Origin of the sequence: Luteimicrobium album (assembly GCF_030161555.1) — a bacterium.
In the GTDB taxonomy this organism is placed as follows: domain Bacteria; phylum Actinomycetota; class Actinomycetes; order Actinomycetales; family Cellulomonadaceae; genus Luteimicrobium; species Luteimicrobium album.
Window position 1 is genome coordinate 3891513 of record NZ_BSUK01000001.1, and the last position, 25585, is coordinate 3917097.

The following is a 25585-nucleotide window of genomic DNA, read 5'->3' on the forward strand; positions in this document are numbered from 1 at the left end:
GTCGCCGCCCGTCTCCACCTTCTCTTCGTCCCCAACACACGGAGGCCGCCACCGCTTCCCGGGGCCGACGGCGTCCTCCCGGTGCGCCATACTTGATGGCCGCCGCGCCCGTCCGCGCGGCCAGGAACGGAGGGCTCGTGCCGGACACGCAGGACGCCGCACCCCGGACCGGCACGCCGGCCCGGTCCCAGGCCGACAACCCCCTCGAGGCCGAGCTCGCACGAGAGCAGGGGGTCGTCGGCTCGCTGTACGGCCGGCTCGACGAGCTGCGCGAGGCGACCTGGGACCGGCTGCGGGCCGTCCGCCGCGAGGGCCCGAGCGGGTCGCCGCAGAACCGGTCCGAGCGCGACGCGTTCGCCACGCTCTACGAGGACCGGGTCGCGCAGCTGCGCTCGGTCGAGGACCGGCTCGTGTTCGGCCGGCTCGACCTGGCCGAGGGCACGACCCGTTACGTGGGCCGCATCGGCCTGACCGACCCCGACCAGACGCCGCTGCTGACCGACTGGCGCGCACCCGCGGCCCAGTCGTTCTACCGGGCGACCGCGGCCCACCCCGACGACGTCGCCCGGCGCCGCCACCTCACGACCCGCCGCCGGCAGGTGCTCGGGATCGAGGACGACGTCCTCGACCTGGACGCCACCGAGCGGCTCGGGCTGCGCACGCTCGCGGGCGAGGGCGCGCTCCTGGCGTCGCTCGGCGCCGGGCGCACCGCGCGCATGCACGACATCGTCGCGACCATCCAGCGCGAGCAGGACGAGATCATCCGCGCGCCCCTCGCGGGCACGCTCGTGGTCCAGGGCGGCCCGGGCACCGGCAAGACGGCGGTCGCGCTGCACCGCACCGCGTACCTGCTCTACGCCCACCGCCGTCAGCTCGAGCGCACGGGCGTGCTCCTGGTGGGGCCGAGCCGGGCGTTCCTGCACTACATCGACCAGGTCCTGCCGTCGCTCGGCGAGACGGGCGTCGTCTCGACGACCGTCGCGGACCTGCTCCCGGGGTGACCGTGACGGCGACGGACGACGCGACGGTCGCGGAGATCAAGGGCCGGGCCGTCTGGTCCCGGATCCTCACGCGGGCCGTCCGGGCCCGCGAGCGCGTCCCCGCCGAGGACGTGCGGCTCGTCGTGGAGGGCCAGGTGCTCGTCCTGCGCCGGGGGACGTGCGGGACGCGCTGGGGCGCGCCCGTCGCACGCACCGGCCGCACAACGAGGCCCGCGCCGGGTTCGCCCGCGACCTGCTGGGCCGGCTCGCCACGCAGTACGCCGAGGCCCTGGGCGACCCCGAGGCGGACCGCGCCGAGCTCCTCGACGACCTGCGCCGCAGCCGCGACGTCAGGGTCGCGGTCAACCTCGCCTGGCTGCCCATCACGCCGGCCCGCCTCGTGGAGGACCTGTTCACAAAGCCGCACCGGCTCGCCGAGGCGGCCCCCGAGCTCACGGCCGAGGACCGTGCGCGGCTCGCCCGCCCCGCCGGCTCCGGGTGGACGGCCTCCGACGTGCCCCTGCTCGACGAGGCGGCCGAGCTCCTCGGCGAGGACGACGCCCTCGAGCGCGCCGAGGCCCGTGAGCGCGCCGAGCAGGCCGCCGCCGACCTCGAGTACGCCCGGCAGGTCCTCGAGTCGTCCGGCGCGGGCGGCGGTCTCGTCGACGCCGAGACCCTGGCCGGGCGGTTCGCCGACGGCGGCCCCGTCCTCACGACCGCCGAGCGGGCCGCGGCCGACCGCCGCTGGGCGTACGGGCACGTCGTCGTCGACGAGGCCCAGGAGCTCACGCCCATGGCGTGGCGCGCGCTCGTGCGCCGCTGCCCCACCCGGTCGTTCACGGTCGTCGGGGACGTCGCGCAGACGACGGCGCTCGGGGGCGCCCGCTCGTGGGCCGCGGCCCTGCGGCCGCACTTCCGCGACGCGTGGTCGGTCTCCGAGCTCACCGTGAACTACCGGACGCCCGCCACCGTGGCCGACGCCGCGCTGCGGTTCGCCCGCGCCGCCCGCCTGCCCGTGTCGCGGCTCAGCTCGGCGCGCGACGTCGACGACGCGCTCCACGCCGTCCACGTCGAGCGCGCGGGGGACGTCGCAGCGGCGGCGGCGACGCACGCGGCCGAGCAGGTCGCGGAAGTCGTGCGGCCCGACGGGACGGGACGCGTCGCCGTCGTCGTGGTGCCGGGCCGTCGCCGCGGGGTCACCGACGCGCTCACGGCGGCGCTGACCGGCGACGTCGGGCCGGAGCGCGCGGGCGAGCTGCTGCGGGGCGGCGCGGACGCGCGCGTCGTCGTGCTGACGCCCGTCGAGGTCAAGGGGCTCGAGTTCGACGCGGTGGTGGTCGTCGAGCCGGCGGAGATCGTGGCGGACGGACGCTCGGGCGCGTCGGACCTGTACGTGTCGCTGACCCGGCCGACGCGTCGGCTCGTCGCCGTCCACCACGCGGCGCTCCCCGCGGGGCTCGACGCCGGGTGAACGGGCGCGGAGCCCGGGCCGCCAGCCGCCGGACGCAACTGTCCGGCTGGCGGAACTCGTTCGACACCAGGCGAGACGGCGGCGCACCATAGACGCGTGCTACGCGCCCTCCTCCTCGAGAACCTGCATCCCCACGCCCGCACGATCCTCGAAGCCTCCGGGTTCGAGGTCGAGACCCGACCGGGGCCCTGGACGAGTCCGAGCTGATCGACGCGCTCGACGGCGTCCACCTGCTCGGCATCCGCTCCAAGACCAACGTCACCGCAAAGGTCCTCGAGTCCGCGCCGTCGCTGATCACCCTGGGTGCGTTCTGCATCGGGACGAACCAGATCGACCTGCGCACCGCCGCCGAGCGCGGCGTCGCGGCGTTCAACGCCCCCTTCCAGAACACCCGCTCGGTCGTCGAGATCGCCCTGGCCGAGATCATCGCGCTCACCCGACGACTCACCGACCGCAACGCCGAGATGCACGCCGGCGTGTGGAACAAGTCGGCCGAGGGCGCGCACGAGGTCCGCGGCCGCACGCTCGGCATCGTCGGCTACGGAAACATCGGCACCCAGCTCTCGGTCGTCGCCGAGAGCCTCGGCATGTCGGTCGCGTTCTACAACACCTCCGAGAAGCTCGCGCTCGGCAACGCCCGGCGCATGGGCTCGCTCGAGGAGCTCCTCGAGGTCTCCGACGTCGTCACGCTCCACGTCGACGGCCGCAAGGGCAACGCCGGCCTGTTCGGCGCCGAGCAGTTCGCGCGGATGAAGCCGGGCGCCCTGTTCCTCAACCTGTCGCGCGGGTTCGTGATCGACACCGCGGCCCTGCGCGAGGCCATCCTGTCGGGTCACCTCGGTGGCGCCTCGATCGACGTCTTCCCCCAGGAGCCCAAGCGCAAGGGCGACCCCTTCGAGTCCGACCTGCGCGGCCTGCCCAACGTCATCCTCACGCCCCACATCGGCGGATCGACCGAAGAGGCGCAGGAGGCCATCGGCACCTTCGTCGCGAACAAGCTGCGCGACTACGTCACCACGGGCTCCACCACCCTGTCCGTCAACCTGCCGAACCTCGCGCTCGAGCAGACGACCGGCGTCGCCCGCATCGCGCACCTGCACCGCAACACCCCGGGCGTCCTCGCCGCGGTCAACAACACGCTCGCGCAGCACGGCGTCAACATCGAGGGTCAGCTCCTCGCGACGCGCGGCGAGCTGGGCTACGTCGTCACCGACATCGGCTCGCCGCTGCCCGACGGCGTCACCGAGGCCCTCGCGGCCATGGACCAGACGGTCCGGCTGCGCGTGCTCGCCTGACGCATCACGACAACCTCGAAGGCCCCGAACCTGGACAGGTTCGGGGCCTTCGCAGCACCCGGTCCGCCGCGGGACGCCCCGCTCACGGGGCAGGGCGGGACAGCCGAGTGCGTCAGCCCGACTTGCGCCGGAACTCACGACGCACGGGCCCTTGGGTCTCCGACCCGTGCACGGCACCGTGGTCGCGCGCGCCGTCCGAGCTGCTCGCGTGCTGGGCCGCCTTCTTGCGGTCGAGTGCCTCGCGGAACTTGGCCTTGACCGCGTCGACCTCCTCGTCGGGCCGGTGTGCGGGGTCGCTCATGGTGCTCCTCCTGTGTCGGATCTTCCCAGCCTGCCGTGGCGCCGACTCCGACGCCACGGGAAAAGGCCGCCGGTTACGAGCGGGCCGCCTCGGTCTCGGGACCGCGTCCGCGGTCCGCCCGGCTCTCGACCTGCCTGCCGTCGTCCTCCGCGGTCGCGTCGCGACGCTCCCGGTCGACCCGGAGCGACGTGATCGCGGCCTCGAAGTCCTCGAGGGAGTCGAAGCCCTGGTAGACGCTGGCGAACCGCAGGTACGCGACCTCGTCGAGCTCGCGCAGCGGGCCCAGGATCGCGAGGCCGATCTCGTACGCGTCGAGCTCGGCCGAGCCCGAGCTCCGCAGCGTCTCCTCGACCCGCTGGGCCAGGAGCGCCAGGTCGTCCTCCGAGACGGGCCGTCCCTGGCACGCCTTGCGGACGCCGCCCACGATCTTGTCCCGGCTGAACGGCTCGGTCGCGCCCGACCGCTTCACGACCGACAGGCTCGCGGTCTCGATGGTCGTGAAGCGTCGCCCGCAGTGCGGGCACTGACGCCTGCGGCGGATCGACTGGCCGTCGTCGGACGTGCGCGAGTCGACGACGCGCGAGTCGGGGTGCCGACAGAAGGGGCAGTGCATGCGAGCTCCAGGGAGGCCGGGGACGCTGCTCAACCTAGGCGGCGGCACCGTCCGGCTGCAAGGAGCCGCGCGGGGGCGGGGGAGCAGAACGGGGACGGCCGCCAGAGCGGCCGTCCCCGTCGGGACGCCCCCGTCCCCTGCGCGTGCCGCGACTCGCCTCGCGGCACGCGGACGTGCACGCCGGTCCGTGGACCGACACCTCTCTCCTGACCCCCAGCCAGCAGGTGAGGCATGACTAACTTAGGCGAACCTAACCGCCCCGCGCAAGAGGACGGGACGAACTCGTCCGACCTCACCCACGGGCCCTCAGTGCCGCGCGACCGGCAGGAGAAGGACGTCGCCCGCCCGCAGGCCGGCACCGTCGAGGTCGTTGAGCTGCTCGATCTCCTGCACGACGTCGCGCAGGTCCTCGCGCGGGTTCGCCACGGTCCCGGCGAGACCCCACAGCGTCTCCCCGCGCTCGACCACGTGCCGCGTGACCTCGACGCCCTGGTGGGGCGAGCCCGCCTGGGCAGACCCGGTCGCCACCACGCCCGTCGCGGCGAGCGCGAACGCGATCAGCGCGACCACGACACGACCTCGTCGCGTGAGCCGGAGCTGCCCGTGCGGACGGGGGCCGGGCGCCCCGGGCGAGGCGCCCGCTCCACCCGACCACGCTCCGCGGTCACCGCCGGAGTCCAGCTCGCCATCGCACTCATGCCGCACCTCACCGCTCGTCCCGACCGTGCCGTTCGCGCCGCTCGTCCGCACCGACCTCGTCCGCATCTTCGAACACCTGTACGTCGAACGCCTGTACGAGTTGTAGCACGACGGTCCGACAGATGTCGAGACACGCTCGAACACATGTTTGAAACTGCACGTCAGGTGGCCTACGGTAGGACGCAGGGCCGGACGCGACGCGCGAGGCGGCCCCGAGCAGGCAGAGGACCGGAAGCGAGCTTCGAGGCACCGCGCGTCGAGGTGGGCGTAGGACGCCAACGAGGAGGACGGCATGGCCAGCGGCACGACGGGCGCGACACCCGGACCGGACAAGGCGGACGACGGCGCCCTCGCCACGGTCCGCTCCCTCGCGGAGACCCCCACCGGCCCGGACGGGCTGACCAGGCGACAGCGCCTGGTCCTCGACACCATCCGCGCGTCGGTCGAGGAGCGCGGCTACCCGCCGAGCATGCGGGAGATCGGCGAGTCCGTCGGGCTCACGAGCCCCTCGAGCGTCAAGCACCAGCTCACGGCGCTCGAGCGCAAGGGCTACCTCCGGCGCGACCCGAACCGTCCCCGCGCGATCGAGGTCGTCCAGCCCGACGACTCACGGGCAATCCCGCCCCTCACGCATGACTCGGCCTTTGCAGTCGCCGACGTCACCGAGCTGCCGCAGACGCCCGCCTACGTCCCCGTCGTCGGGCGGATCGCGGCCGGCGGCCCGATCCTGGCCGAGCAGGTCGTCGAGGACGTCTTCCCCTCCCCCGCCAGCTCGTGGGCGAGGGCGAGCTCTTCCTCCTGCGCGTCGTCGGCGACTCCATGGTGGACGCCGCGATCTGCGACGGTGACTGGGTCGTCGTCCGCAGGCAGAACGTCGCGGAGAACGGGGAGATCGTCGCCGCGATGATCGACGGCGAGGCGACGGTCAAGACCTTCAAGCGCGCCGACGGGCACGTCTGGCTCCTGCCCCACAACGCGGCGTACGCGCCGATCCCGGGCGACGAGTCGCAGATCCTCGGGCGGGTCGTCAGCGTGCTGCGCAGCGTCTGACGCGGCCGCTCAGACGCCGAACTGCTGCGCTGCGGCCCGCAGCGCGTCGGCCGACGCCCGCAGGCCGGCACGCTCCTCGTCGGACATCGGCGTCGGGATGGTCTCGCGTACGCCGGTGCGGTCGACGACCGACGGGACTGACAGGCACACGTCGCTGATGCCGTCGTAGTCCTCGAGCAGCGAGCTCACCGGCAGGACGGTGTGCTGGTCGTCGAGGACCGCCTCGACGATGCGCGTCGCGGCGAGCGCGATCGCGTAGTTCGTGGCGCCCTTGCCCGCGATGATCTCGTACGCCGAGTGCACCACCTCGTGGTGCATCCTCTCGAGGTCCTCGTCCGTCAGCGGGGAGAGGCCGCCCACGCCGGGCCAGTCGCGCAGCGGGATGCCGCCGATCGTGGCGGAGCTCCACAGCGGGATCTCGGAGTCCCCGTGCTCGCCCGCGATGTACGCGTGGACGTTCTGGACCGCGACTCCCGCGCGCTCGGCGACAAGGAACCGCAGCCGGGACGAGTCGAGCACCGTCCCCGAGCCGAAGAGCTGGTTCGCGGGGAGCCCCGAGAACCGCAGCGCCGCATACGTCACGACGTCGACGGGGTTCGTGACCATGAGGTAGATGGCGTTCGGGGCGACCTCGAGAAGCCCCGGGAGGATGCGCTTCATCAGGGTGATCGTGTCGCCGGCCAGGTCCATGCGCGTCTGGCCGGGCTTCTGCTTCGCCCCGGCCGTCACGACGACGACGTCCGAGCCCGCGCAGACCGCGACGTCGTCCGAGCCCTCGACGGCCGCCTGAGGCATGAACTGGATGCCGTGCTGGAGGTCGAGGACCTCGGCGTCGACCTTGGCCTTGTTGATGTCGAGCAGCGCGACGTTCCGCGCGGCGCCCCGCATGAGCATCGCGTACGCGGTCGTCGCGCCCACGGCACCGGCCCCGACGATCGAGACCTTCGACGGCCGCCCCTCGGGCCGGGTGCCCGACGCGGCGGCGTTCTCGGGGTGTCCGCCGGTGATCCCTGGTGCTGCGCTCGGTGCCATCGTGCCGCCTCTCGATCCGGTGCCGCTCGGGTGGTGCGGGTTCAGACTATGAGCGCAGGCGCTCGAGCGCAGCGGCAACGACCGCGGGGTCCTGCGTCGGCCAGAAGGCGGGCATCGACCGCTGCAGGAAGGTGCCGTAGCGCGCCCGCGCGAGACGGGAGTCGAGCACCGCGACGACGCCCCTGTCGGTGGTCGCCCGGACCAGACGGCCGGCTCCCTGCGCCAGCAGGAGTGCCGCGTGCGTGGCCGCGACCTGCATGAACCCGTTGCCGCCCGCGGAGTCGACGGCCTCGGAGCGGGCCGAGCGGACCGGGTCGTCCGGCCTCGGGAACGGGATCCGGTCGATCACGACGAGCGACAGCGACGGCCCGGGCACGTCGACGCCCTGCCAGAGCGAGAGCGTGCCGAACAGGCAGGTCTCCTCGTCGGCCGCGAACTCGCGGACCAGCGTCGGGAGCTGGTCGTCGCCCTGGCACAGGATCGGGACGTCGAGCCTGCCCCGCAGCGCGTCCGCGGCCTCTTCGGCCGCGCGCCGCGACGAGAAGAGCCCGAGCGTCCGTCCTCCGGCGGCGCGGACCAGACGTTCGAGCTCGGCGAGGTGTGCCTCGCTCGCCTGCCGGCCGGGCGGGTCGAGGTGGCGCGCCACGTAGAGGATCCCCTGCCGCCGGTAGTCGAACGGGCTGCCGACGTCGAGGCCGCGCCAGGCGACGTCGTCGGCCACCAGACCCAGCGAGCGGGCGGCGGGGTCGAACGAGCCGCCCAGCTCGAGCGTCGCCGAGGTGAAGACCCCCGTGCGTTCGGCCAGGAGCTGGCTGCGGATCAGCCCCGCCACCCCGAGCGGCGCGGCGTAGAGCGTCGACACCGCCGGGCCTGACCCGAACTCGCCCGCCCGCGCGCACCAGACGACGTCACGTCCGTCGGGGTCGGCCGCGAGCCGTTCCGCGACCTCGAAGACCGCGAGCACGGCGGCCTGCGCCATCTTGACGCCCGAACCGGCCTCGCCCTTGGCCTGGGGGTCCGGCTTGAGGGCCGACTGCAGCGTCCGCAGCGCGTCGCGGACCGCGGCGACGGCCAGCCGTGCGTCGTCGGGCAGGCCGTGCGGGTACCGCTCGGCCGGGAGCTGGGCGACGAGGGCACCGAACGTCTGGGTCGCCGTGTCGAGGGCCTCCGTGGCGATGCCGCCGTGGCGGCGCGCGAGCCGCGCGGCGTGCTCGATCGCGGGCACCGACAGCTCGACGGTCGCGCTCGCGGTCACGCGGTCCGCGAGCTCGTGGGCCTCGTCCACGACGAGCACGTCGTGCTCGGGCAGCGCCCCGGGCGACCCGGACGCCGCGACACCGAGCATCGCGTGGTTCGTCACGACGACGTCGGCCTCGCGCGCCGAGTGGCGCGCGCGCTCGGGGAAGCACTCCGCGAGCAGGGGGCAACGCGTGCCGAGACACTCGAGGGCCGTCACGGACACCTGCCGCCAGGCGCGGTCGCTCACACCGGGCACGAGCTCGTCGCGGTCCCCGGTCTCGGTCTCCTCGATCCACGCGCGTGCCGCGCGGACCTCGTCCGCGAGCGACCGGCCACCGCGCCGTGCGCGCCCCTGCGGCGCAGGGCTGCCCGCGGCGTCGGTTTCGGGCGCGGGGTGGTCCGCCGCACCGGCGGGCTCGAGGTCGAAGAGCGTGCCGCCCTCGTCGGCCGGGTACCCGCCCTCGACCTTGTGACGGCACGCGTAGTTGTGCCACCCCTTGAGCAGGGCGATGCGGGGCGGCCGGGGCAGCCGCGGGGTGAGCGCGTCGGCGACGAGCGGGAGGTCACGCGTGAGCACCTGCCGCTGCAGCGCCAGCGTCGCGGTCGAGACGACGACGCGCTCGTCGGTCGTGACCGCGTGCCGGACGGCGGGGACGAGGTACCCGAGCGACTTGCCGGTGCCCGTGCCCGCCTGGACCAGGAGGTGCTCGCCCGTCCGCACGGCCGCGGCGACGGCCTGCGCCATGCGCTTCTGGCCCTCGCGGGGCGCCCCGCCCAAGGCGCCGACGGCGAGGTCGAGCAGGGCGTCGATCTCCGGGTCGGTGCCTTCCGCGGGCTCGGCCGACGCCGCCGCGCGCGTGGTCGGGCTGGGCGTCACGTCGGCAGGCAGGGTCGGGGGCACCCGGCGAGTCTACGAGCGCCCACCGACCGGGACGCCGTCGCGCGCCGGGAGCTGTGCACAGGGACGCACGGCGGATGCCCTGTGGTCGGTCGGGCCGCCGCTACTCGGCGGGTGCGGGCACGCCGACCACGCCCGCGACGCTCGCGGCGCGCAGCTCCGCGGCCAGCGCCGCGTCGACCCGCGCGCGCAGCACCGTGCCGTCGGCCGTGTGCTCCTCGTGCTCGATCTGGCCGTCCGCGTGCACCCGGCTCACCAAGTCCCCGCGGTCGTAGGGCACGACGACGTCCACGCGCGCTCCCGGCTGCGGCAGCGCGGCCGCGACCCGGTCGAGCAGGTGGTCGATCCCCTGGCCGGTGTGGGCCGAGACCAGCACGGCGTCGGCCTCGCGGCGACGCACGCGCGCGACGACCTCGGGGTCGGCGGCGTCGGCCTTGTTGAGCACGACGATCTCGGGCACGTCGAGCGCGCCCGGCACGTCGGCGAGGACCTCGCGCACCGCGGCGATCTGGCCCTCCGGGTCGGGGTGGCTCGCGTCGACCACGTGCAGCAGCAGGTCGGCGTCGCCGGCCTCCTCGAGCGTCGAGCGGAACGCCTCGACGAGCTGGTGCGGCAGGTGCCGCACGAACCCGACGGTGTCGGCGAGCGTGTACGCGCGGCCGTCGGGCGTGCGCGCCCGGCGGACCGTCGGGTCGAGCGTCGCGAACAGCGCGTTCTCGACGAGCACGCCCGCGCCGGTGAGCGCGTTGAGCAGCGACGACTTGCCGGCGTTGGTGTAGCCGACGATCGCGACGGACGGGACGGCGTTGCGCTTGCGCGACGCGCGCTTGGCGACGCGCGCGGGGGCCATGGCCTTGATCTCGCGACGCAGCTTGGCCATCCGGTTGCGGATCCGGCGCCGGTCGAGCTCGATCTTGGTCTCGCCGGGGCCGCGCGAGCCCATGCCGGCGCCGCCCGAGCCGACCTGCCCGCCGGCCTGACGGGACATGGAGTCGCCCCAGCCGCGCAGGCGCGGCAACAGGTACTCGAGCTGGGCGAGCTCGACCTGGGCCTTGCCCTCCTTGGACTTCGCGTGCTGGGCGAAGATGTCGAGGATCAGTGCCGTCCGGTCGACGACCTTGACCTTGACGATGTCCTCGAGCGAGCGGCGCTGGGAGGGCGCAAGCTCGCCGTCGACCACGACGGTGTCGGCCCCGGTCTCCTGGACGATCGCCGCGAGCTCGGCCGCCTTGCCCTGCCCGAGGTACGTGCCGGGGTCCGGGTTGTGACGGCGCTGCAGGACGCCGTCGAGCACCTGGGAGCCCGCGGTCTCGGCGAGCGCCGCGAGCTCGCGCAGCGAGACCTCGGCGTCGGCGGCATCACGGGAGTACAGGCCGACGAGGACGACGCGCTCGAGCCGCAGGGAGCGGTACTCGACCTCGGTGACGTCCTCGAGCTCGGTCGACAGTCCGGCGACGCGACGCAGCGCGCTGCGCTCCTCCAGGTCGAGCTGCTCGCCGTCGGCGGCGGTGTGGCGGGTCGTGCCCTCGTCGACGGCGGTGCCGGCGCGGGCCAGGACTCGGGCGACGACGGCGCGCGCGGTGGCGTCCACGTCGTCGGGGCGGTTCGCCGGGGTGCTCTCAGGGGTGGTGGTCATGCAGTCCTCTCGTCGCTCCTAGGATCCCACGCGCGCAGGACGGGATCCAGCGGTTTGTAGACTCGTCCGCTATGAGCGAGCAGCCGGACCACTACTTCACGGCCCGGCCGGCGTCATCGGACGAGCGACGGACGCTGACGGTGCGCCTCGCGGGCCGGGGCGTCGACGTCGAGACCGCGGGTGGCGTGTTCTCGCCGAGCCGGGTGGACCTCGGCACGCAGGTGCTGCTGCGCACGGTCCCCGACCTGCCCGGGGACGCGGCGCACGTCCTGGACCTGGGCTGCGGCTGGGGCCCGGTGGCGCTGACGATGGCGCTCGAGGCACGCGACCGCGCGCTGCCGGGGACCCGGATCTGGGCCGTCGACGTCAACGAGCGCTCGCTCGACCTGGTGCGGCGCAACGCCGCCCGGCTGGGTCTCGACCAGGTCGAGGCACGCCTGCCCGACGACGTCCCGGACGACGTGCGGTTCGACGCGATCTGGTCGAACCCGCCGATCCGGGTGGGCAAGGAGGCCCTGCACGGGCTGCTGACGCGGTGGCTGCCGCGGCTGCGCCCCGGCGGCGACGCCTGGCTCGTCGTGCAGCGCAACCTCGGCGCCGACTCGCTGCAGGGCTGGCTCGCGGACTGGCTGGCCGAGCACCAGGCGGGCGCGACGATCGAGCGCGCGGCCTCCGCCAAGGGGTTCAGGGTGCTGCGGGTGCACCAGCCGTGACGTCCGCCGCGACGGGCTCCACGAGCGCGGGGACGTCGGGTCCGCCCGTCAGGGGAACCGGCCCGCGTAGGCCAGCACGGCCGGACCGGTGAGCTCGACGCGACCGCCGGGCAGCGCGCGCACGCGCAGCGTCCCGCCGGGCACGTCGACGAACCACGTGTCGGGGGCGCCCGGGCCGGCCCACGCCCGCACCGCGAGCGCGGCCGCGCATGTTCCGGTCCCGCACGACTCGGTCTCCCCCACACCGCGCTCGAACACGCGCATCCGCACGCGGCCGACACGACCGTCGCTGGTGTCCTCCTCGCCGAGCGGCACCACGAGCTCGACGTTCGTGCCGTGCGGCGGGACCGGCTGCACCTGCGGGGCGACCGTGAGGTCGAGCGCGTCCAGCTCGGCCGCGTCCGCGAGCGCCACGACCGTGTGCGGGTTGCCGAGGTCGACGCTCAGCGCCGGGCGGGCGGCCCTCCAGCCGTACACGGCGACCTGCGCGTCGGCGCCGCGCGCCACCGCGTCGTCGCCGCCCGGGAAGGTCCAGGGACCCATGTCGACGGCGTACCACCCGTTCGGCTCGCGAACGACGCGTTTGACGCCCGCACGGGTGCCGACGGCGAGCGTGGAGCCGTCCGCGAGGTCGGCCAGGTCGAGAAGCTCGGCGAACGCCGCGAAGACCCGGACGCCGTTGCCGCACATCTCGGCGACGGAGCCGTCGGCGTTGCGGTAGTCCATGAACCAGACCGCCGCGGGGTCCTCCGCCAGGACGGCCTCGCCCTCGGGCAGGCTCGACGACGGCGCGAGCCGGATGACGCCGTCGGCGCCGACCCCGGAGCGGCGGTCGGCGAGCCGCCGGACCAGGTCCGGCGTGAGGTCGAGACGCCCGTCGGGGTCGGCGACGAGGACGAAGTCGTTGCGTGTGCCGTGGCCCTTGACGAAGCCGAGCTCGTCGGGCGTGGCGTCCGCGGGTCCGGTCATGACCCCAGACTACGGCGCACGGGGCCGTCCCCGGAGCCGGGACCTCGCCGGCGTCGGCCGCGTCGACGACGGCGAGCGCGCGCTCGACGAGGTCGGGGGCCTGGGCGTCGAGCCAGTGCACGCGCGGGTCGCGACCGAACCAGCCCATCTGCTTGCGTGCGAGGCGTCGCGTGTTCGCGGTCACGGCCTCGCGCGCCGTGGTGTCGTCGGTCTCGCCGCGCAGCAACGGGACGACCTCCGCGTACCCGACCGCGCGCGCGGCGGTCCGGCCGAGGCGGGGCGCGAGGCCGCGCACCTCGTCGACCAGGCCCTCGTCCCACATCCGTGCGACCCGGCCGGCCACGCGCGCGTCGAGCGTCGCGCGGTCGCAGTCGAGCCCGACCTGCACGGTCGGCCGCACGTACTCCTGGCGGGGCAGGTTCGCGGTGTACGGCTGCCCGGTGATCGCGATCACCTCGAGCGCGCGCACGAGCCTGCGGACGTTGCGCGGGCCGATGGACTCCGCGGCCGCGGGGTCCGCCCCCACGAGCTCGTCGTGCAGTGCGCGGGCGCCCTCGCGCTCGGCCCGCTCCTCGAGCGCCGCACGGACCTCCGGGTCGGTGCCCGGGAAGTCCATCGCGTCGAGCAGCGCGCGCACGTAGAGCCCCGACCCGCCGACGACGACGGCGCGCGCCTCGCGCCCCGCGATCGCCGCGAGGTCGGCCCGTGCCGCCTCCTGGTAGCGGGCGACCGAGGCGTCGTCCTCGGGGTCGATCACGTCGAGCTGGTGGTGCGCGATCCCGCGTCGTTCGGCCACCGGGACCTTCGCGGTGCCGATGTCCATGCCGCGGTAGAGCTGGTAGGCGTCGGCGTTCACGATCTCCGCGCCGCCGGGCGCCCGCTCCCCCAGCCGCTGTGCGAGGTCGAGGGCGAGGTCGGACTTGCCGGTCGCCGTCGGGCCGACGACGGCGACGATCAGCACGAGCGCTCCACCAGGACGGTCGAGTGCTCCCGCCCGACGCGCGTGCCCCGCACGACCGGGACGTCGTGGACCTCGACGGGCCCGGCCCAGCCGGCCGCACCCAGCGCGAGGAGCGCCACGGTCGCCGCCACGCCCGCGCGCGGCGGCCGGACGGCGTCGTCGTTGCCGGTGAAGCGCCACGCCACCCGGGCGGCGTCGACGCCCTGCGCCCCGAGGTCGGGGACGGCCCGGCACGACGGGGAAGCGGTCCCGTCCGGTACGCCGTCGACCACGACCCGCACCCGGGCGGCGCCGCGCAGCGCGTCCCGCAGGGAGGCGACGAGCGCGGCGGAGGCCGCGGCGTCGTGCGCGCGTCCGGAGACGCCCGGGACGAGGCTCGCGTCGCCGGGCACCTCGACGCCCGTCGCCGGCGGAGCCTCGGGGCCCGCGCCGGGCGGGCGGGCCGGGGCGTGCTCGGTCGTCATGGCGCGAGACTACGACACGGCTCGCGCCGGACCTCCCGCCGAGCGCGGGGTGAGGGTGCCGACAGGTACGGTGGATCCGTGGGGCACTTCGAGTGGCGGCGACCGTTCGGTCGCAGGGACGGCGGTCCCGGCTCGTCCGACGGCCGGGCTCGCCCGGGCTCGCGCCGGCTGCGGCGCACACGGCTCGACGACGAGACGGCCGCGCGCCTCGGGCTCGACGCCGTCGACGCGAGCGCCTCGCAGAGGACGGCCGACAGCGCTCGGTCAGACGCCGCTCCCGCGCTCGAGCACGAGCCCGCCCAGGTGGCCGTGGTGGACCTCGCCCCGGCGCCCGTGGACCGGGCGCGCGTCGTCGACTGGCTCCTCGCGAACGGCTTCTCGTACTTCGTGGACTCGGAGGGCGACGTCGGCGGGCTCTGGCAGGGCCGGCTGTTCTACTTCCTCCTCTTCGGCGAGCACGACGAGATCGTGCAGGTGCGCGGTCAGTGGAACCGCGACATCACCATCGAGCGGCTCGAGGAGGTCCTCGAGCTCTGCAACGAGTGGAACGCGGAGCGGATCTGGCCCAAGGCGTACACGCGCGTGCGCGACAACGGCCTCGTCCAGGTCTACACGGAGGTCACCGTCGACCTCGAGTTCGGCGCCAACGACGACCAGCTCGGCGACGTCCTGCAGTGCGGGCTCTCGACGGCCTCGGTGTTCTTCGACTCGCTCGACGACGCCTACCCCGACCCGCTGCGGAGCGCACCGTGAGCGGCCCCAACCAGACCGGGTGGCTGGCCCGGCTGTTCGGCAACCGGCCCAAGGCGCCCGACGTCCCGCGGGTGCGGAGCGACGCCGAGATCCCGGCGGCCGCGACCATGGACCGCGTCGGGACGTTCCTCACGCGACGGGGCTACCGGTTCCGGGTCGACGAGGACGGCGACATCACGGGCACCTGGGAGGGGCACCGGTTCTGGTTCATGCTGCTCGGCCCCGAGCAGCACGTGCTGCAGGTCCGCGGCCGCTGGGACCGCACCGTCCCGCCCGAGGCGCGGCTCGCGCTCCTGCAGGCCATGAACGACTGGAACCGGGAACGGATCTGGCCGAAGGTCTACACGCGCGAGGAGGGCGACCGGCTCGCCGTCTACGCCGAGGTGTCGGTCGACCTCGAGCACGGCGCGACCGACGCGCAGCTCGGCCAGGTGATCTCGTGCGGGCTCGGCACCGGCGTGCAGGTCTTCTCGTCGCTGGGCACGCTCCTGCCCCCGCCCGACGACGAACCCGAGCCCGAGGCGTAGGCCTCACGGTCCGTCCGGGCGGACGCGCCCGCCGTCAGCGGGCGGTCAAGGACGGCATGCCGAGTAGCACGGGTCCGGGGGCCGTGCCCGTCCCGCACGCGTCCCCACCGTGGGCGTGCTCGTCGCTCCCGAGACCCACGCGTGCGCGCTCACGCTCGACCCAGGCGTCGCCCGACCGGGTCCGGCGCACCTCGAACGGGCCGCCGTCGAGCGCGGCGTCCGCGATCAGGTGGTGCGGGGCGCCGTGCGTGACCCGGACCGTCAGCAGGTCGCCCGGCCGGGGCAGCGGCGTGGCGTCGGCGAGCCGCGGGTCGTCCGCGTCGGTGCCCGTGCGGGCGAGGTCCGCGAGCGCCGGCGGGAGCGCGACGTGAACGAGCCGGTTGTCGGCCGCCCGGCCGCTGAGCCGGTGCGTCTCGCCGTCCTTGCGTCCGGTGCCCTCCATGACGAGCACCTCGACGGTGCGGCCGACCTGACGCTCGGCCTCCTCGGCGCTGATCCGCTCCTGCAGGGCGAGCAGCCGGTCGAAGCGCTCCTGGATCACGTCCTTCGGCAGCTCCGGAGGTCGGCCGCCGGGGTCCCCGGGCGGCGCGAGTACTGGAAGGCGAAGGCCGAGCTGAACCGGCTGGCCTCCACGACGCGCAGCGTCTCGGCGAAGTCCTCCTCGGTCTCGCCCGGGAACCCGACGATGATGTCGGTCGTGATCGCGGCGTCCGGCAGCGCGGCACGGACCTTCTCGATGATCCCGAGGAAGCGCTCCGAGCGGTACGAGCGGCGCATCGCCCGCAGGATCCGGTCGGACCCCGACTGCAGCGGCATGTGGAGCTGCGGCATGACGTTGGGCGTCTCGGCCATGGCCGCGATGACGTCGTCGGTGAACGCGGCCGGGTGCGGCGAGGTGAACCGCACGCGCTCGAGCCCCTCGATCTGCCCGCACGCGCGCAGGAGCTTCGCGAACGCGCCGCGGTCGCCGAACTCGACGCCGTAGGAGTTGACGTTCTGCCCGAGCAGCGTGACCTCGACCGCGCCCGCGGCGACGAGCGCCTCAACCTCGGCGAGCACCTCGCCCGGGCGGCGGTCCCGCTCCTTGCCGCGCAGGTGCGGCACGATGCAGAACGTGCACGTGTTGTTGCAGCCCACGCTGATGGACACCCAGCCCGCGTAGACCGACTCGCGGCGCGTCGGCAGGATCGACGGGAACACCTGGAGCGACTCGTGGATCTCGACCTCGGCCGCCTCGTTGTGGCGCGAGCGCTCCAGCAGCACCGGCAGCGCGTCGAGGTTGTGCGTGCCGAAGACGACGTCCACCCACGGGGCCTTCTCGACGATCGTGCCTCGATCCTTCTGCGCGAGGCAGCCGCCGACGGCGATCTGCATGCCGGGCCGGCGGGCCTTGACCGACGCGAGCTGGCCCAGGTTCCCGTACAGGCGGGTGGCCGCGTTCTCGCGGACTGCGCACGTGTTGATGACGACGACGTCCACCTCGCCCGCGGCCTCCGCCTCCGCCGACGCGCGGGCGTAGCCGGCCTCCTCGAGCATCCCCGCCATGTGCTCGGAGTCGTGGACGTTCATCTGGCACCCGAGCGTCCGCACCGTGTAGGTGCGCGGGTGGGTCGCCGCGGCGTCGAGGAACGGCACGGCGACGCGCTGGGTCAAGGACTGCGTGGACATCCCCACCAGGGTACGGTGCCGCCGCGCGACGCCCGGGCACGCCCGCCGGTCGGCGCGAGGTCTGCCCGAGGTCTGCCCGATCCTGGGCGAAGACGGGGCATCCGCCGACTTGTTGCCGGGTTGTGACCTTTCGTTACCAGCGGGTAGGCCGTGCATCGCCTATGTTCGGTGAATGGATGTGACGTCGGCCACCACCCCGCTCGTCCGGCTGAGCGGGGTCAACAAGCACTTCGGCGACCTGCACGTGCTCCGCGACATCGACCTCGAGGTCGACAAGGGCGAGGTGCTCGTGGTGATCGGGCCCTCGGGCTCCGGCAAGTCGACCCTGTGCCGCGCGATCAACCGCCTCGAGCCCATCGACTCCGGGACCATCGAGCTCGACGGCGAGCCGCTGCCCCAGGAGGGCAAGGCGCTCGCCCGGCTGCGGTCCGACGTCGGGATGGTGTTCCAGTCGTTCAACCTGTTCGCCCACAAGACCGTGCTCGAGAACGTCACCCTCGGGCCCGTCAAGGTCCGTCGGACCAAGAAGGCCGACGCACGCGAGGAGGCGCTCACGCTGCTCGACCGCGTGGGCGTCAAGGACCAGGCCGACAAGCTTCCCGCCCAGCTCTCCGGCGGCCAGCAGCAGCGCGTCGCGATCGCCCGCGCACTCGCCATGCACCCCAAGGTCATCCTCTTCGACGAGCCCACCTCGGCCCTCGACCCGGAGATGGTCGGCGAGGTGCTCGACGTCATGGTCGGGCTCGCGCGCGACGGCATGACCATGGTCGTCGTCACCCACGAGATGGGGTTCGCGCGCAAGGCCGCGAACCGCGTGGTGTTCATGGCCGACGGCCGGCTCGTCGAGCAGGCCACGCCCGAGGAGTTCTTCACCAACCCGCAGAGCACTCGCGCCAAGGACTTCCTGTCGAAGATCCTCCCGCACTAGCCACGAAGCGACGCGGGAGGTCCGGGACGATTTCCATCAACCAGAAGGGGAACACACGATGCGCAAACGACTCCTGGGGGCGATCGCCCTCGCTGCCGCCACCGCACTCGCGCTGGCCGGCTGCGGCTCGGACGACGACGGCGGCAGCGGCGGCGGCGGCAAGAAGATCACCATCGGCATCAAGTTCGACCAGCCGGGGCTCGGCTTCAAGGACGGCGACAAGTACTCCGGCTTCGACGTCGACGCCGCGACGTACATTGCCAAGAAGCTCGGCTACTCCGCCGACCAGATCACCTGGAAGGAGGCGCCGAGCGCCCAGCGCGAGACCCTCCTGTCCACGCACCAGGTCGACATGATCCTGGCCACGTACTCGATCACCGACGACCGCAAGAAGACCGTCGCGTTCGCCGGCCCCTACTTCGTCGCCGGGCAGGACCTGCTCGTCAAGAACGACAACACCGACATCACCGGGCCCGAGTCGCTCGACGGCAAGAAGCTGTGCTCCGTCACCGGCTCGACGTCCGCGCAGAAGATCAAGGACACCTACGCCAACAAGGTGAACCTCGTCGAGTACCCGGGCTACGCCGAGTGCGTCACCGCGCTCAACGGCGGTGCCGTCGACGCCGTCACGACCGACGACATCATCCTCGCCGGCCTCGCGGCCCAGCCCGCCAACAAGGGCAAGGTCAAGGTCGTCGGCAAGCCGTTCACGACCGAGAACTACGGCGTCGGCCTGCCGCAGGACAACAAGACCTGCCAGCAGATCACCGACGCGATCAAGGACATGATCTCGGACGGCTCGTGGCAGAAGTTCCTCGACACCAACCTCGAGGGCACCGGGTACAAGCCCGACGCCTCGAAGAACCCGCCCACGCCCGCCGCCTGCGGCTGACGCTCCGGCCGGGGCCCGCGCACGCCGCGCGGGCCCCGGCCGCTGTCCGCGGCCCGCACCCCGGGACCCCGACGAGTCCCCACGACACCGACGGAGGTGACCACCGATGAGAAGCGACGGCTTCGTCTCGCAGTTCGCCGACCTCTTCGACGAGTACGACGTGCTCGGCGCGTTCTGGGTGAACATCCAGCTCACGCTGTGGTCCGCGCTGTTCGCGGGGATCCTCGGCACGATCCTCGCACTGTTCCGGATCTCGCCGATCCCCAGCCTGCGCTGGGCCGGGACCGCCTACGTCAACATCTTCCGGAACACGCCGCTCACGATCATCATGGTCCTGCTGAGCCTCGGCGTGTGGACGCAGCTCGGCGTCCAGCTGTCCGGAGACTTCACCACGAACTTCTTCCGTTTCGGCGTCGTCGGACTATCCGTCTACACGGCGTCGTTCGTCTGCGAGTCGATCCGGTCGGGCGTCAACACCGTGCCCATCGGCCAGGCCGAGGCGGCGCGCTCCATCGGCCTCTCGTTCCTCCCCGCGGCGCGGCTGATCATCCTGCCACAGGCGTTCCGCGGGTCGATCGCCCCGCTGGGCAGCACGCTGATCGCTCTGACCAAGAACTCGACAGTCGCGTCCGTCGTCGGCGTCTCGACGGAGACGTCAGGGCTCCTGAAGACCATGCTCGAGTTCCACTCGAGCCTTCTGGTCGCGATCTTCCTGACGTTCGCCCTCGGCTACGTCATCCTCGTCATCCCCGTCGGCATCGCGACGACGGCCCTGTCCCGACGCCTGGCGGTGAAGCGATGAGCACCCAGAACGTCCTGTTCGACGCCCCTGGCCCCCGCGGGCGGCGCACGATCCTGATCGGCAACGTCGTCGGCGTCGTCGTCGTGCTCGGTGTGCTCGCCGTCGTGGTGCAACGATTTGCCGACAAGGGCCAGTTCGCGGCAGACCTCTGGTCGCCCCTCGTGCACGCCGACGCCTGGACGAACTTCCTCATCCCGGGCCTGGTGGACACCCTCGAAGCAGCCGCGATGTCGATCGTCCTGGCCCTCGCCTTCGGCCTCGTCTTCGGTCTGGGCCGTCTGGCCTCGAGCAGGACCGTCCGGTGGGTGTCGGGAACGATCGTCGAGTTCTTCCGAGCAGTGCCCGTCCTGCTGATGATGATCTTCTTCTTCTACGTCTTCGCGGTGTACGACGTCTTCCGGAGCGAGTACGTGCCGCTCGCCGCCGTCGTCGTCTCGCTCACGCTCTACAACGGTGCTGTCGTCGCCGAGCTCGTCCGCTCCGGCGTCCACGGGCTGCCGAGCGGGCAGCGCGAGGCGGCGCTCGCCACGGGGTTGACCTCCGGCCAGTCGCTTCGGTCCATCGAGGTGCCGCAGGCGCTGTCCGCCATGCTGCCCGCGCTGCTGAGCCAGCTCGTGGTCGTGCTCAAGGACTCGGCTCTCGGCTCTGCGATCGGATACACCGAGCTGCTCCAGCAGGCACGCCGTCTTGGTGCCAAGGACGGCAACATCCTCCAGTCGCTGCTGGTCGCGGCCGTGATCTTCATCATCGTCAACTACCTCCTCACGCTCGTCGCCGGGCGGGTGCGGCGCCGGCGTCGCCACACCGGGGAGGTCAGGGCGCGATCGCCGTCACGACCGCCGTCGCCACGGACGTCGGCGTCACCCCGATCACCGGGCTGGGCGACGGCGGCCGCATCTGACCGCGCCCCGGGCAGCGGACGCACCGAGCACGACAGGCGGCCCGCCCACCCCTCGGGGTGGGCGGGCAGCCTTTCTGCGTCACGGGTACCGGCCCGACACACCACCTCGCGAAGTAGTACGGCCGCCGGTATACCTCGCGGGAAGGTGACGACCGCATCATCGGTGGAGGTGGGGTCCGACGGCCGGGGAGCCGGAGTAAGTCCCGCGTGGGCCCGTCGCAGCGCGTCGGGGCTGGGTCAGTCGGCCCAGGCGTCGATGTCTTCGCGTGCCGCGATCTCGTCCCGTTCGGCCCCGAGCTCGGCGCTGATCGCGGCGAGCGCCGGGCCCGGCGCGTAGCCCTTGCGGGCGAGGACGCCCATGACGCGTCGGACGCGGACGTCGCGTTCGAGCCCCGCGGTCCGCGCGAGACGCTTGCGCACGAGCTCGCGGAGGGCAGCGTCCTCGGCGTCGTCGTCGATGGTCTCGAGCGCGGCCTGCGCGTCGTCGTCGTCGATCCCCCGACGGCGCAGCTCGGCCGCGATGCCGCGGCGCGACAGCGAGCGTTCGACGAGCTGGCTGCGGGCGATCATGCCGGCGAGCTCCGCGTCGTCGAGCAGGCCGACGTCGGTGAACCGCTCCACGAGCTGGTCGATCACGTCGTCCGGGTATCCGCGACGCCTTAGACCGTCGGCGATCTGACGGCGGGTACGTGGCGCGCCCGTGAGCATGCGCAGAGCGACGGCCCGGGCCGCCTCGAGCTGCTCGTCACGCGAAGCAGGGGCGTGCTCCGCGTTCGAACGCTCTCGAGGGGCCCGGGCCCGAACCTCGCCACGTGCGGACGAGGCCGTGTCGCGGCGGCGCGCGCCGCCGCGAGACGTGCTGGACCGGCCCTGGGGGAAGCCCCTTCGGGGAAAGACATGGCCGGGTCCGTCAGAACGGTGCCGCCGCGCCCTTCGCGGCTGCAGCCTTGGGCGCCGCGGCGTCGGCCGCACCGCCCGGCTCCTCCGCGGGCACGTCGACGCGGGCGCCGACACCGAGCTTCTCCTTGATCTTCTTCTCCAGCTCGTTCGCGAGGTCGGGGTTGTCCCGCAGGAACGAGCGAGCGTTCTCCTTGCCCTGACCGAGCTGGTCGCCGTCGTAGGTGAACCACGAGCCGGACTTGCGCACGAACCCGTGCTCCACGCCCATGTCGATGAGCCCGCCCTCGCGCGAGATGCCGACGCCGTAGAGGATGTCGAACTCGGCCTGCTTGAAGGGCGGCGCCATCTTGTTCTTGACGACCTTGACGCGCGTACGGTTGCCGACCGCGTCGGTGCCCTCCTTGAGGGTCTCGATGCGGCGGATGTCCAGGCGGACCGACGCGTAGAACTTGAGCGCCTTGCCACCGGTCGTCGTCTCGGGGCTGTTGTGCACCATCACGCCGTCGACGAAGTAGTTGTGCTTGCCCTCGACCTCGATGTCGAACCGCTGCATCGATCGGGTCTTCGGCTTCACGTGGACGTCGAGCACCCGTGCCGGTACGGGCACCGTACGAGGCTCGACGAACTCCGGGGTGACATCGAACGCGCCACGCAGACGTGGCAGCAGCTTGTAGTCCATCGACGGGTGGACGTACGGCGCGATGATCTCCTGGAAGCGTGCCGTCCCGGCCGTGGTGAACTGCAGCACGTTCTGCTGCATCGCGCCCCGCACCGTGAGCTTCGTCTCGACGCCGTGCACGTCGCGCAGGTACTCGACGAGCCGCGCCCGGGAGCCTTCGCTCATCGCGTCGACGCACACCTCCGCGCGACCCGATCCGCCGGCGGTCCGCGCCTGGAGCCCCTTCGATCGGACCAGGAACGACGCGTCGTCCATGTACCAGACCGCCAGGGCCAGCGGCGTGAGCGCCTTGAGGTAGTCGTCGGTCAGGTGCTTCTTGCCGCCACCCATGTAGACGACCTCGCGCAGCTCGCTCAGCTCCGGGAGCGGGGTGAGGTCGACGTGCACGGCGCCGTTGTCGCGTACCGACCGCGTCTGCCCGATGTTCCCCAGCAGCGAGGCCTTCCAGTCGAGATAGGCCACCTGCTTCGGTCCGTGTCCCATGCGGTACCGCACGCCGTGGCGACCACGGGCGTTGGGGGCCAGGTGTCCGTCACCCATGAGTCCACCCAGGATCGTCTGCCACTGCTGGTCGGACAGACGCACCTGCTCCGCGACCATCACGCGGTCGCCCGCGATGATCTCGCCTGCCTCTCTCCAGCCGCCCGGGGTCCTGATCAGGTGGTTCTCCGTCGCGGCGAACTGCGACCGCCCGTTGCCTCCGGACTTCTCGACGGTGAACTGGAGGAACCGCTCCGCGGGACCGTTGTCGAACCAGCTCACGACCTTGCGTGGCACGACCTCGTTGGTCTCCGGGTCGTACGAGAGAACCTCGACCGGGAGCTTCTGGTTGACGATCTTGCCGATCTTCTCGGTCGTGCCGTCCGCGAGCATCACGCGCGTCGAGTACTGGAAGCAGCCGAAGAAGACGCCGATCTTCTCGCGGAGCTGGTTGATGAAGATGGCGGTCGTCTTGGACGAGTTGAGCGCGCCGGTGATCTTGCGCAGCGCCTGCGACATGAGGCGCGCCTGGAGGCCGACGTGGCTGTCGCCCATCTCGCCCTCGATCTCGGCCTTGGGCACGAGGGCCGCGACCGAGTCGATGACGATGATGTCGAGCGCGCCGGAGCGGATCAGCATGTCGGCGATCTCGAGCGCCTGCTCCCCCGTGTCCGGCTGCGAGACGAGCAGCGCGTCGGTGTCGACGCCGAGCTTCTTGGCGTACTCGGGGTCGAGCGCGTGCTCGGCGTCGATGAACGCCGCGATGCCCCCGGCCTTCTGGGCGCTGGCCACCGCGTGCAGGGCGACCGTCGTCTTGCCGGAGGACTCCGGGCCGTAGACCTCGATCACGCGGCCACGCGGGAGCCCACCGATGCCCAGCGCGACGTCGAGCGCGATGGAGCCGGTCGGGATGACGTCGACCGGGGCACGGCCCTCCTCCCCGAGGCGCATCACCGAGCCCTTGCCGAAGTTTCGGTCGATCTGGGCGAGGGCGGCCTCGAGCGCCTTCTCGCGGTCTGCAGGTGCGGGCATGTCAGCCACCTTTGCGCTTCTCGCGCCCGTGCGGCGCGTGTTCGTCGTTGCCATCGGTGAAGACGCTACGTGCGGCCACCGACATCGTCACCGGCCGGTCCCCCGGCTGTGCACGACACCCCGTGGTCGCGAGGACGTGGATCACCTTACCCGAACAGGTGTTCGATCGCGTGCACGTCGTCGCGACACGCCGCGCCCGGCGTGTCGATGCAGGTCAGGGGGCCGACACGGGCAGCTCGGCGGTCTCGCCGGGCGCGAGCACGACCGCCCGCGTGCCCGGGGCGTGCCGCGCGACCTCGTGCGCGAAGAGCGCGCCCGGCCGGTCCATCCAGCCCGGCGGCACGTGCCGGCCGCCCGGCGCGTGGAGGGTCCCCCAGTGCACCGGCACGGCGGTCCCCGCCCCGACGACGGCGCACAGCTCGGCCGCCTGCAGGGGCCCCAGGTGTCCGCCCGACAGGCGTGGCCCCCACCCCGCCACCGGCACGAGCGCGACGTCGGGCGCACGGCCGGCGAGCCCCGGCACGCCGGCCAGCGCGGGGGCGAGCTCCGTGTCGCCGACCGCCCAGACCGCCAGCTCGTCGCCCGCCGCGTCCCCGTCGAGGAGGAGCAGGTGCCCGTTGGCCGCGTTCGGACGGTGCGCCATGGGCCGGTGCCCGTGCACGGCGGGCGTGAGCCGGACGTGCGCGCCGGGCGCGATCTCGACGACGTCGTCGGGCCCGAGCCCGCGCGCCCCGGCGATCCCGTGCGCGCGCAGCCACCGGGCGTTGGCCGGCGCGGTCAGGACCGGGACGTCGCCCAGCAGCCGCAGCGAGCCGAGCTCCGCGTGGTCGTGGTGCAGGTGCGAGATCAGGACCGCGTCGACGTCGCGCCAGACCTCCGCGGGCCGCCCGCCGCGCCGCCGCAGGACCCCCGCGTGCCGGTGCAGCAGGGGGTCCGTGAGCACCCGGACGCCGTCGCGCTCCAGGAGGACGGTCGAGTGGCCCAGCCAGGTCACGCGCAGACGGCTCACGGCGCCACCTCCTCGGTGCGCCCCGTCGCGGGCTCGCCGGGCGTGCGCTCGGCCGAGGGGCCCGCGTCGTCAGCGCGCACGGCCCCCGGCCCGAGCCCGAGCGCAGCGAGCCACGCCACGAGCTGACGGTGCACGGCGTCGGCGCCCACCAGCAGCCGGGCGCCGTCGGGCCCGGACCGCAGCGCGTCGTCGACCTCCCAGGCGGCGGGGTGCAGCAGCACCGCACGGTTCTGCTCGCCCCCAGGCCCCCGTGGGACCCGACGAGCCCCTCGAACGGGTGCACGAGCCCCGCGTCGTCGACGGACGAGACCACCAGCAGGTCGGCCGCCGAGTCGAGACCGGCGGCGCGCGCGAGGTCGGCCGCCGCGCGGGGCCCGTAGACCGCCGTCGGGTCCTGGCCCTCGACCGCGCCAGTCGCGAGGTGACGCAGCCCGTACGCACCGAGGGCGACGGGCCGGCCGTCGTCGTCGCGGCCCACGACCACCCCGATCCCCGGGTGCGCCGCGAGCCCCGGCACCAGGTCGGGCCAGCGCTCGACGAGGCGCGAGAGCCCCAGCGGCTCGTCGGAGCCGGTGACCCACACGCCGGCGAAGTTCCCGGACGCCGCGACGACGAGCTCGTGCTCGGTGGTGGGACCGGGCTCCTCGTCGCGCCGCGCCGGACGGTCGCCCGTGGCGCGCCCGCTCTCGGGCC

General features: G+C 73.5%; 18 protein-coding genes and 5 pseudogenes. 10 read left to right on the plus strand and 13 right to left on the minus strand.

Going from position 1 to position 25585, the window contains the following annotated elements:
* Nucleotides 1-92 precede the first annotated feature (92 nt).
* Nucleotides 93-2451 (plus strand): annotated as a pseudogene (locus tag QQK45_RS23505) (HelD family protein).
* A 96-nt stretch (nucleotides 2452-2547) separates the two neighbouring features.
* Nucleotides 2548-3746: pseudogene (gene serA, locus QQK45_RS20010) on the plus strand (phosphoglycerate dehydrogenase).
* 112 nt (nucleotides 3747-3858) lie between these two features.
* Here the strand turns inward: serA and QQK45_RS20015 are convergent.
* From QQK45_RS20015 to QQK45_RS20025, 3 genes are all read right to left on the minus strand, one after another.
* Entirely contained in the window at nucleotides 3859-4047 is a 189-nt protein-coding gene (locus tag QQK45_RS20015) for a DUF5302 domain-containing protein (protein WP_284294708.1), read from the minus strand.
* Nucleotides 4048-4120: 73 nt separating this feature from the next.
* Nucleotides 4121-4660 (minus strand): transcriptional regulator NrdR, encoded by a 540-nt coding sequence (nrdR, locus tag QQK45_RS20020; protein ID WP_284294709.1) that lies wholly within the window; start codon nucleotides 4658-4660, stop codon nucleotides 4121-4123.
* A 306-nt stretch (nucleotides 4661-4966) separates the two neighbouring features.
* On the minus strand, nucleotides 4967-5230 hold the full coding sequence (locus tag QQK45_RS20025; protein ID WP_284294710.1) for a LysM peptidoglycan-binding domain-containing protein: 264 nt from the start codon (nucleotides 5228-5230) through the stop codon (nucleotides 4967-4969).
* Nucleotides 5231-5651: 421 nt separating this feature from the next.
* Here QQK45_RS20025 and lexA point away from each other — a divergent pair.
* Nucleotides 5652-6409: pseudogene (lexA, locus tag QQK45_RS20030) on the plus strand (transcriptional repressor LexA).
* 9 nt (nucleotides 6410-6418) lie between these two features.
* Here lexA and QQK45_RS20035 read toward each other — a convergent pair.
* The 3 genes from QQK45_RS20035 to hflX form a co-directional block, all read right to left on the minus strand.
* Nucleotides 6419-7441, minus strand: coding sequence for an L-lactate dehydrogenase (locus QQK45_RS20035; protein ID WP_284294711.1), 1023 nt, complete (start codon nucleotides 7439-7441; stop codon nucleotides 6419-6421).
* Nucleotides 7442-7487: 46 nt separating this feature from the next.
* Nucleotides 7488-9581, minus strand: a complete 2094-nt coding sequence (locus QQK45_RS20040) for an ATP-dependent DNA helicase (protein ID WP_431310304.1) — start codon at nucleotides 9579-9581, stop codon at nucleotides 7488-7490.
* Between the two features lie 100 nt (nucleotides 9582-9681).
* Nucleotides 9682-11214 (minus strand): GTPase HflX, encoded by a 1533-nt coding sequence (gene hflX / locus QQK45_RS20045; RefSeq protein WP_284294712.1) that lies wholly within the window; start codon nucleotides 11212-11214, stop codon nucleotides 9682-9684.
* A gap of 71 nt (nucleotides 11215-11285) precedes the next feature.
* On the opposite strand from hflX, the gene QQK45_RS20050 reads away from it, so the two are divergent.
* Nucleotides 11286-11927, plus strand: coding sequence for a class I SAM-dependent methyltransferase (locus QQK45_RS20050; protein WP_284294713.1), 642 nt, complete (start codon nucleotides 11286-11288; stop codon nucleotides 11925-11927).
* Between the two features lie 48 nt (nucleotides 11928-11975).
* On the opposite strand, the gene dapF is transcribed toward QQK45_RS20050, so the two are convergent.
* The 3 genes and pseudogenes from dapF to QQK45_RS20065 form a co-directional block, all read right to left on the minus strand.
* Nucleotides 11976-12896: a diaminopimelate epimerase gene (dapF, locus tag QQK45_RS20055; RefSeq protein WP_284294714.1), complete on the minus strand. Its 921-nt coding sequence runs from the start codon at nucleotides 12894-12896 to the stop codon at nucleotides 11976-11978.
* A pseudogene (gene miaA, locus QQK45_RS20060) lies at nucleotides 12893-13857 on the minus strand (tRNA (adenosine(37)-N6)-dimethylallyltransferase MiaA). The gene dapF and the pseudogene miaA overlap by 4 nt, the downstream one beginning before the upstream one ends.
* Nucleotides 13851-14321 (minus strand): hypothetical protein, encoded by a 471-nt coding sequence (locus QQK45_RS20065; RefSeq protein ID WP_284294715.1) that lies wholly within the window; start codon nucleotides 14319-14321, stop codon nucleotides 13851-13853. The pseudogene miaA and the gene QQK45_RS20065 overlap by 7 nt, the downstream one beginning before the upstream one ends.
* A gap of 78 nt (nucleotides 14322-14399) precedes the next feature.
* On the opposite strand from QQK45_RS20065, the gene QQK45_RS20070 reads away from it, so the two are divergent.
* Complete coding sequence (locus QQK45_RS20070) at nucleotides 14400-15074, plus strand: type III secretion system chaperone family protein (RefSeq protein WP_284294717.1); 675 nt, start codon at nucleotides 14400-14402, stop codon at nucleotides 15072-15074.
* Nucleotides 15071-15601, plus strand: coding sequence for a type III secretion system chaperone family protein (locus QQK45_RS20075; RefSeq protein WP_284294718.1), 531 nt, complete (start codon nucleotides 15071-15073; stop codon nucleotides 15599-15601). The genes QQK45_RS20070 and QQK45_RS20075 overlap by 4 nt, the downstream gene beginning before the upstream one ends.
* A 34-nt stretch (nucleotides 15602-15635) precedes the next feature.
* Here the strand turns inward: QQK45_RS20075 and miaB are convergent.
* Nucleotides 15636-17269: pseudogene (miaB, locus tag QQK45_RS20080) on the minus strand (tRNA (N6-isopentenyl adenosine(37)-C2)-methylthiotransferase MiaB).
* 172 nt (nucleotides 17270-17441) lie between these two features.
* Between miaB and QQK45_RS20085 the strand changes: the two are divergent.
* The 4 genes from QQK45_RS20085 to QQK45_RS22675 all read left to right on the plus strand — a co-directional run bounded on the left by QQK45_RS20085 (nucleotide 17442) and on the right by QQK45_RS22675 (nucleotide 21129).
* Nucleotides 17442-18197 carry an amino acid ABC transporter ATP-binding protein gene (locus tag QQK45_RS20085; RefSeq protein ID WP_284294719.1) on the plus strand — a complete coding sequence of 252 codons (756 nt, stop codon included), beginning with the start codon at nucleotides 17442-17444 and terminating at the stop codon, nucleotides 18195-18197.
* A 58-nt stretch (nucleotides 18198-18255) separates the two neighbouring features.
* Entirely contained in the window at nucleotides 18256-19089 is an 834-nt protein-coding gene (locus QQK45_RS20090; RefSeq protein WP_284294720.1) for a glutamate ABC transporter substrate-binding protein, read from the plus strand.
* A 106-nt stretch (nucleotides 19090-19195) separates the two neighbouring features.
* On the plus strand, nucleotides 19196-19891 hold the full coding sequence (locus tag QQK45_RS20095; RefSeq protein ID WP_284294721.1) for an amino acid ABC transporter permease: 696 nt from the start codon (nucleotides 19196-19198) through the stop codon (nucleotides 19889-19891).
* Complete coding sequence (locus QQK45_RS22675; RefSeq protein ID WP_348525308.1) at nucleotides 19888-21129, plus strand: amino acid ABC transporter permease; 1242 nt, start codon at nucleotides 19888-19890, stop codon at nucleotides 21127-21129. The genes QQK45_RS20095 and QQK45_RS22675 overlap by 4 nt, the downstream gene beginning before the upstream one ends.
* Here the strand turns inward: QQK45_RS22675 and QQK45_RS23510 are convergent.
* The 3 genes from QQK45_RS23510 to QQK45_RS20125 all read right to left on the minus strand — a co-directional run bounded on the left by QQK45_RS23510 (nucleotide 21030) and on the right by QQK45_RS20125 (nucleotide 24892).
* Nucleotides 21030-21806, minus strand: coding sequence for a regulatory protein RecX (locus tag QQK45_RS23510; RefSeq protein ID WP_431310305.1), 777 nt, complete (start codon nucleotides 21804-21806; stop codon nucleotides 21030-21032). The genes QQK45_RS22675 and QQK45_RS23510 overlap by 100 nt on opposite strands.
* Nucleotides 21703-23883 (minus strand): intein-containing recombinase RecA, encoded by a 2181-nt coding sequence (recA, locus tag QQK45_RS23515; RefSeq protein WP_431310306.1) that lies wholly within the window; start codon nucleotides 23881-23883, stop codon nucleotides 21703-21705. Before recA ends, QQK45_RS23510 begins: the two co-directional genes overlap by 104 nt.
* A gap of 214 nt (nucleotides 23884-24097) precedes the next feature.
* The gene (locus QQK45_RS20125; protein ID WP_348525376.1) at nucleotides 24098-24892 is read right to left on the minus strand and encodes an MBL fold metallo-hydrolase; all 795 of its coding nucleotides are present in this window, start codon (nucleotides 24890-24892) and stop codon (nucleotides 24098-24100) included.
* Between the last annotated feature and the right edge of the window lie 693 nt (nucleotides 24893-25585).

What these genes read in the sequence shown, in the direction of transcription:
- QQK45_RS20085 (WP_284294719.1), top strand. Translation starts at nt 17,442, where the DNA reads ATGGATGTGACGTCGGCCACCACCCCGCTCGTCCGGCTGAGCGGGGTC.
- QQK45_RS20050 (WP_284294713.1), top strand. Translation starts at nt 11,286, where the DNA reads ATGAGCGAGCAGCCGGACCACTACTTCACGGCCCGGCCGGCGTCATCG.
- QQK45_RS20065 (WP_284294715.1), bottom strand. Translation starts at nt 14,321, where the DNA reads ATGACGACCGAGCACGCCCCGGCCCGCCCGCCCGGCGCGGGCCCCGAG.
- QQK45_RS20090 (WP_284294720.1), top strand. Translation starts at nt 18,256, where the DNA reads ATGCGCAAACGACTCCTGGGGGCGATCGCCCTCGCTGCCGCCACCGCA.
- hflX (WP_284294712.1), bottom strand. Translation starts at nt 11,214, where the DNA reads ATGACCACCACCCCTGAGAGCACCCCGGCGAACCGCCCCGACGACGTG.
- dapF (WP_284294714.1), bottom strand. Translation starts at nt 12,896, where the DNA reads ATGACCGGACCCGCGGACGCCACGCCCGACGAGCTCGGCTTCGTCAAG.
- QQK45_RS22675 (WP_348525308.1), top strand. Translation starts at nt 19,888, where the DNA reads ATGAGCACCCAGAACGTCCTGTTCGACGCCCCTGGCCCCCGCGGGCGG.
- QQK45_RS20015 (WP_284294708.1), bottom strand. Translation starts at nt 4,047, where the DNA reads ATGAGCGACCCCGCACACCGGCCCGACGAGGAGGTCGACGCGGTCAAG.
- recA (WP_431310306.1), bottom strand. Translation starts at nt 23,883, where the DNA reads ATGCCCGCACCTGCAGACCGCGAGAAGGCGCTCGAGGCCGCCCTCGCC.
- nrdR (WP_284294709.1), bottom strand. Translation starts at nt 4,660, where the DNA reads ATGCACTGCCCCTTCTGTCGGCACCCCGACTCGCGCGTCGTCGACTCG.
- QQK45_RS20095 (WP_284294721.1), top strand. Translation starts at nt 19,196, where the DNA reads ATGAGAAGCGACGGCTTCGTCTCGCAGTTCGCCGACCTCTTCGACGAG.
- QQK45_RS20035 (WP_284294711.1), bottom strand. Translation starts at nt 7,441, where the DNA reads ATGGCACCGAGCGCAGCACCAGGGATCACCGGCGGACACCCCGAGAAC.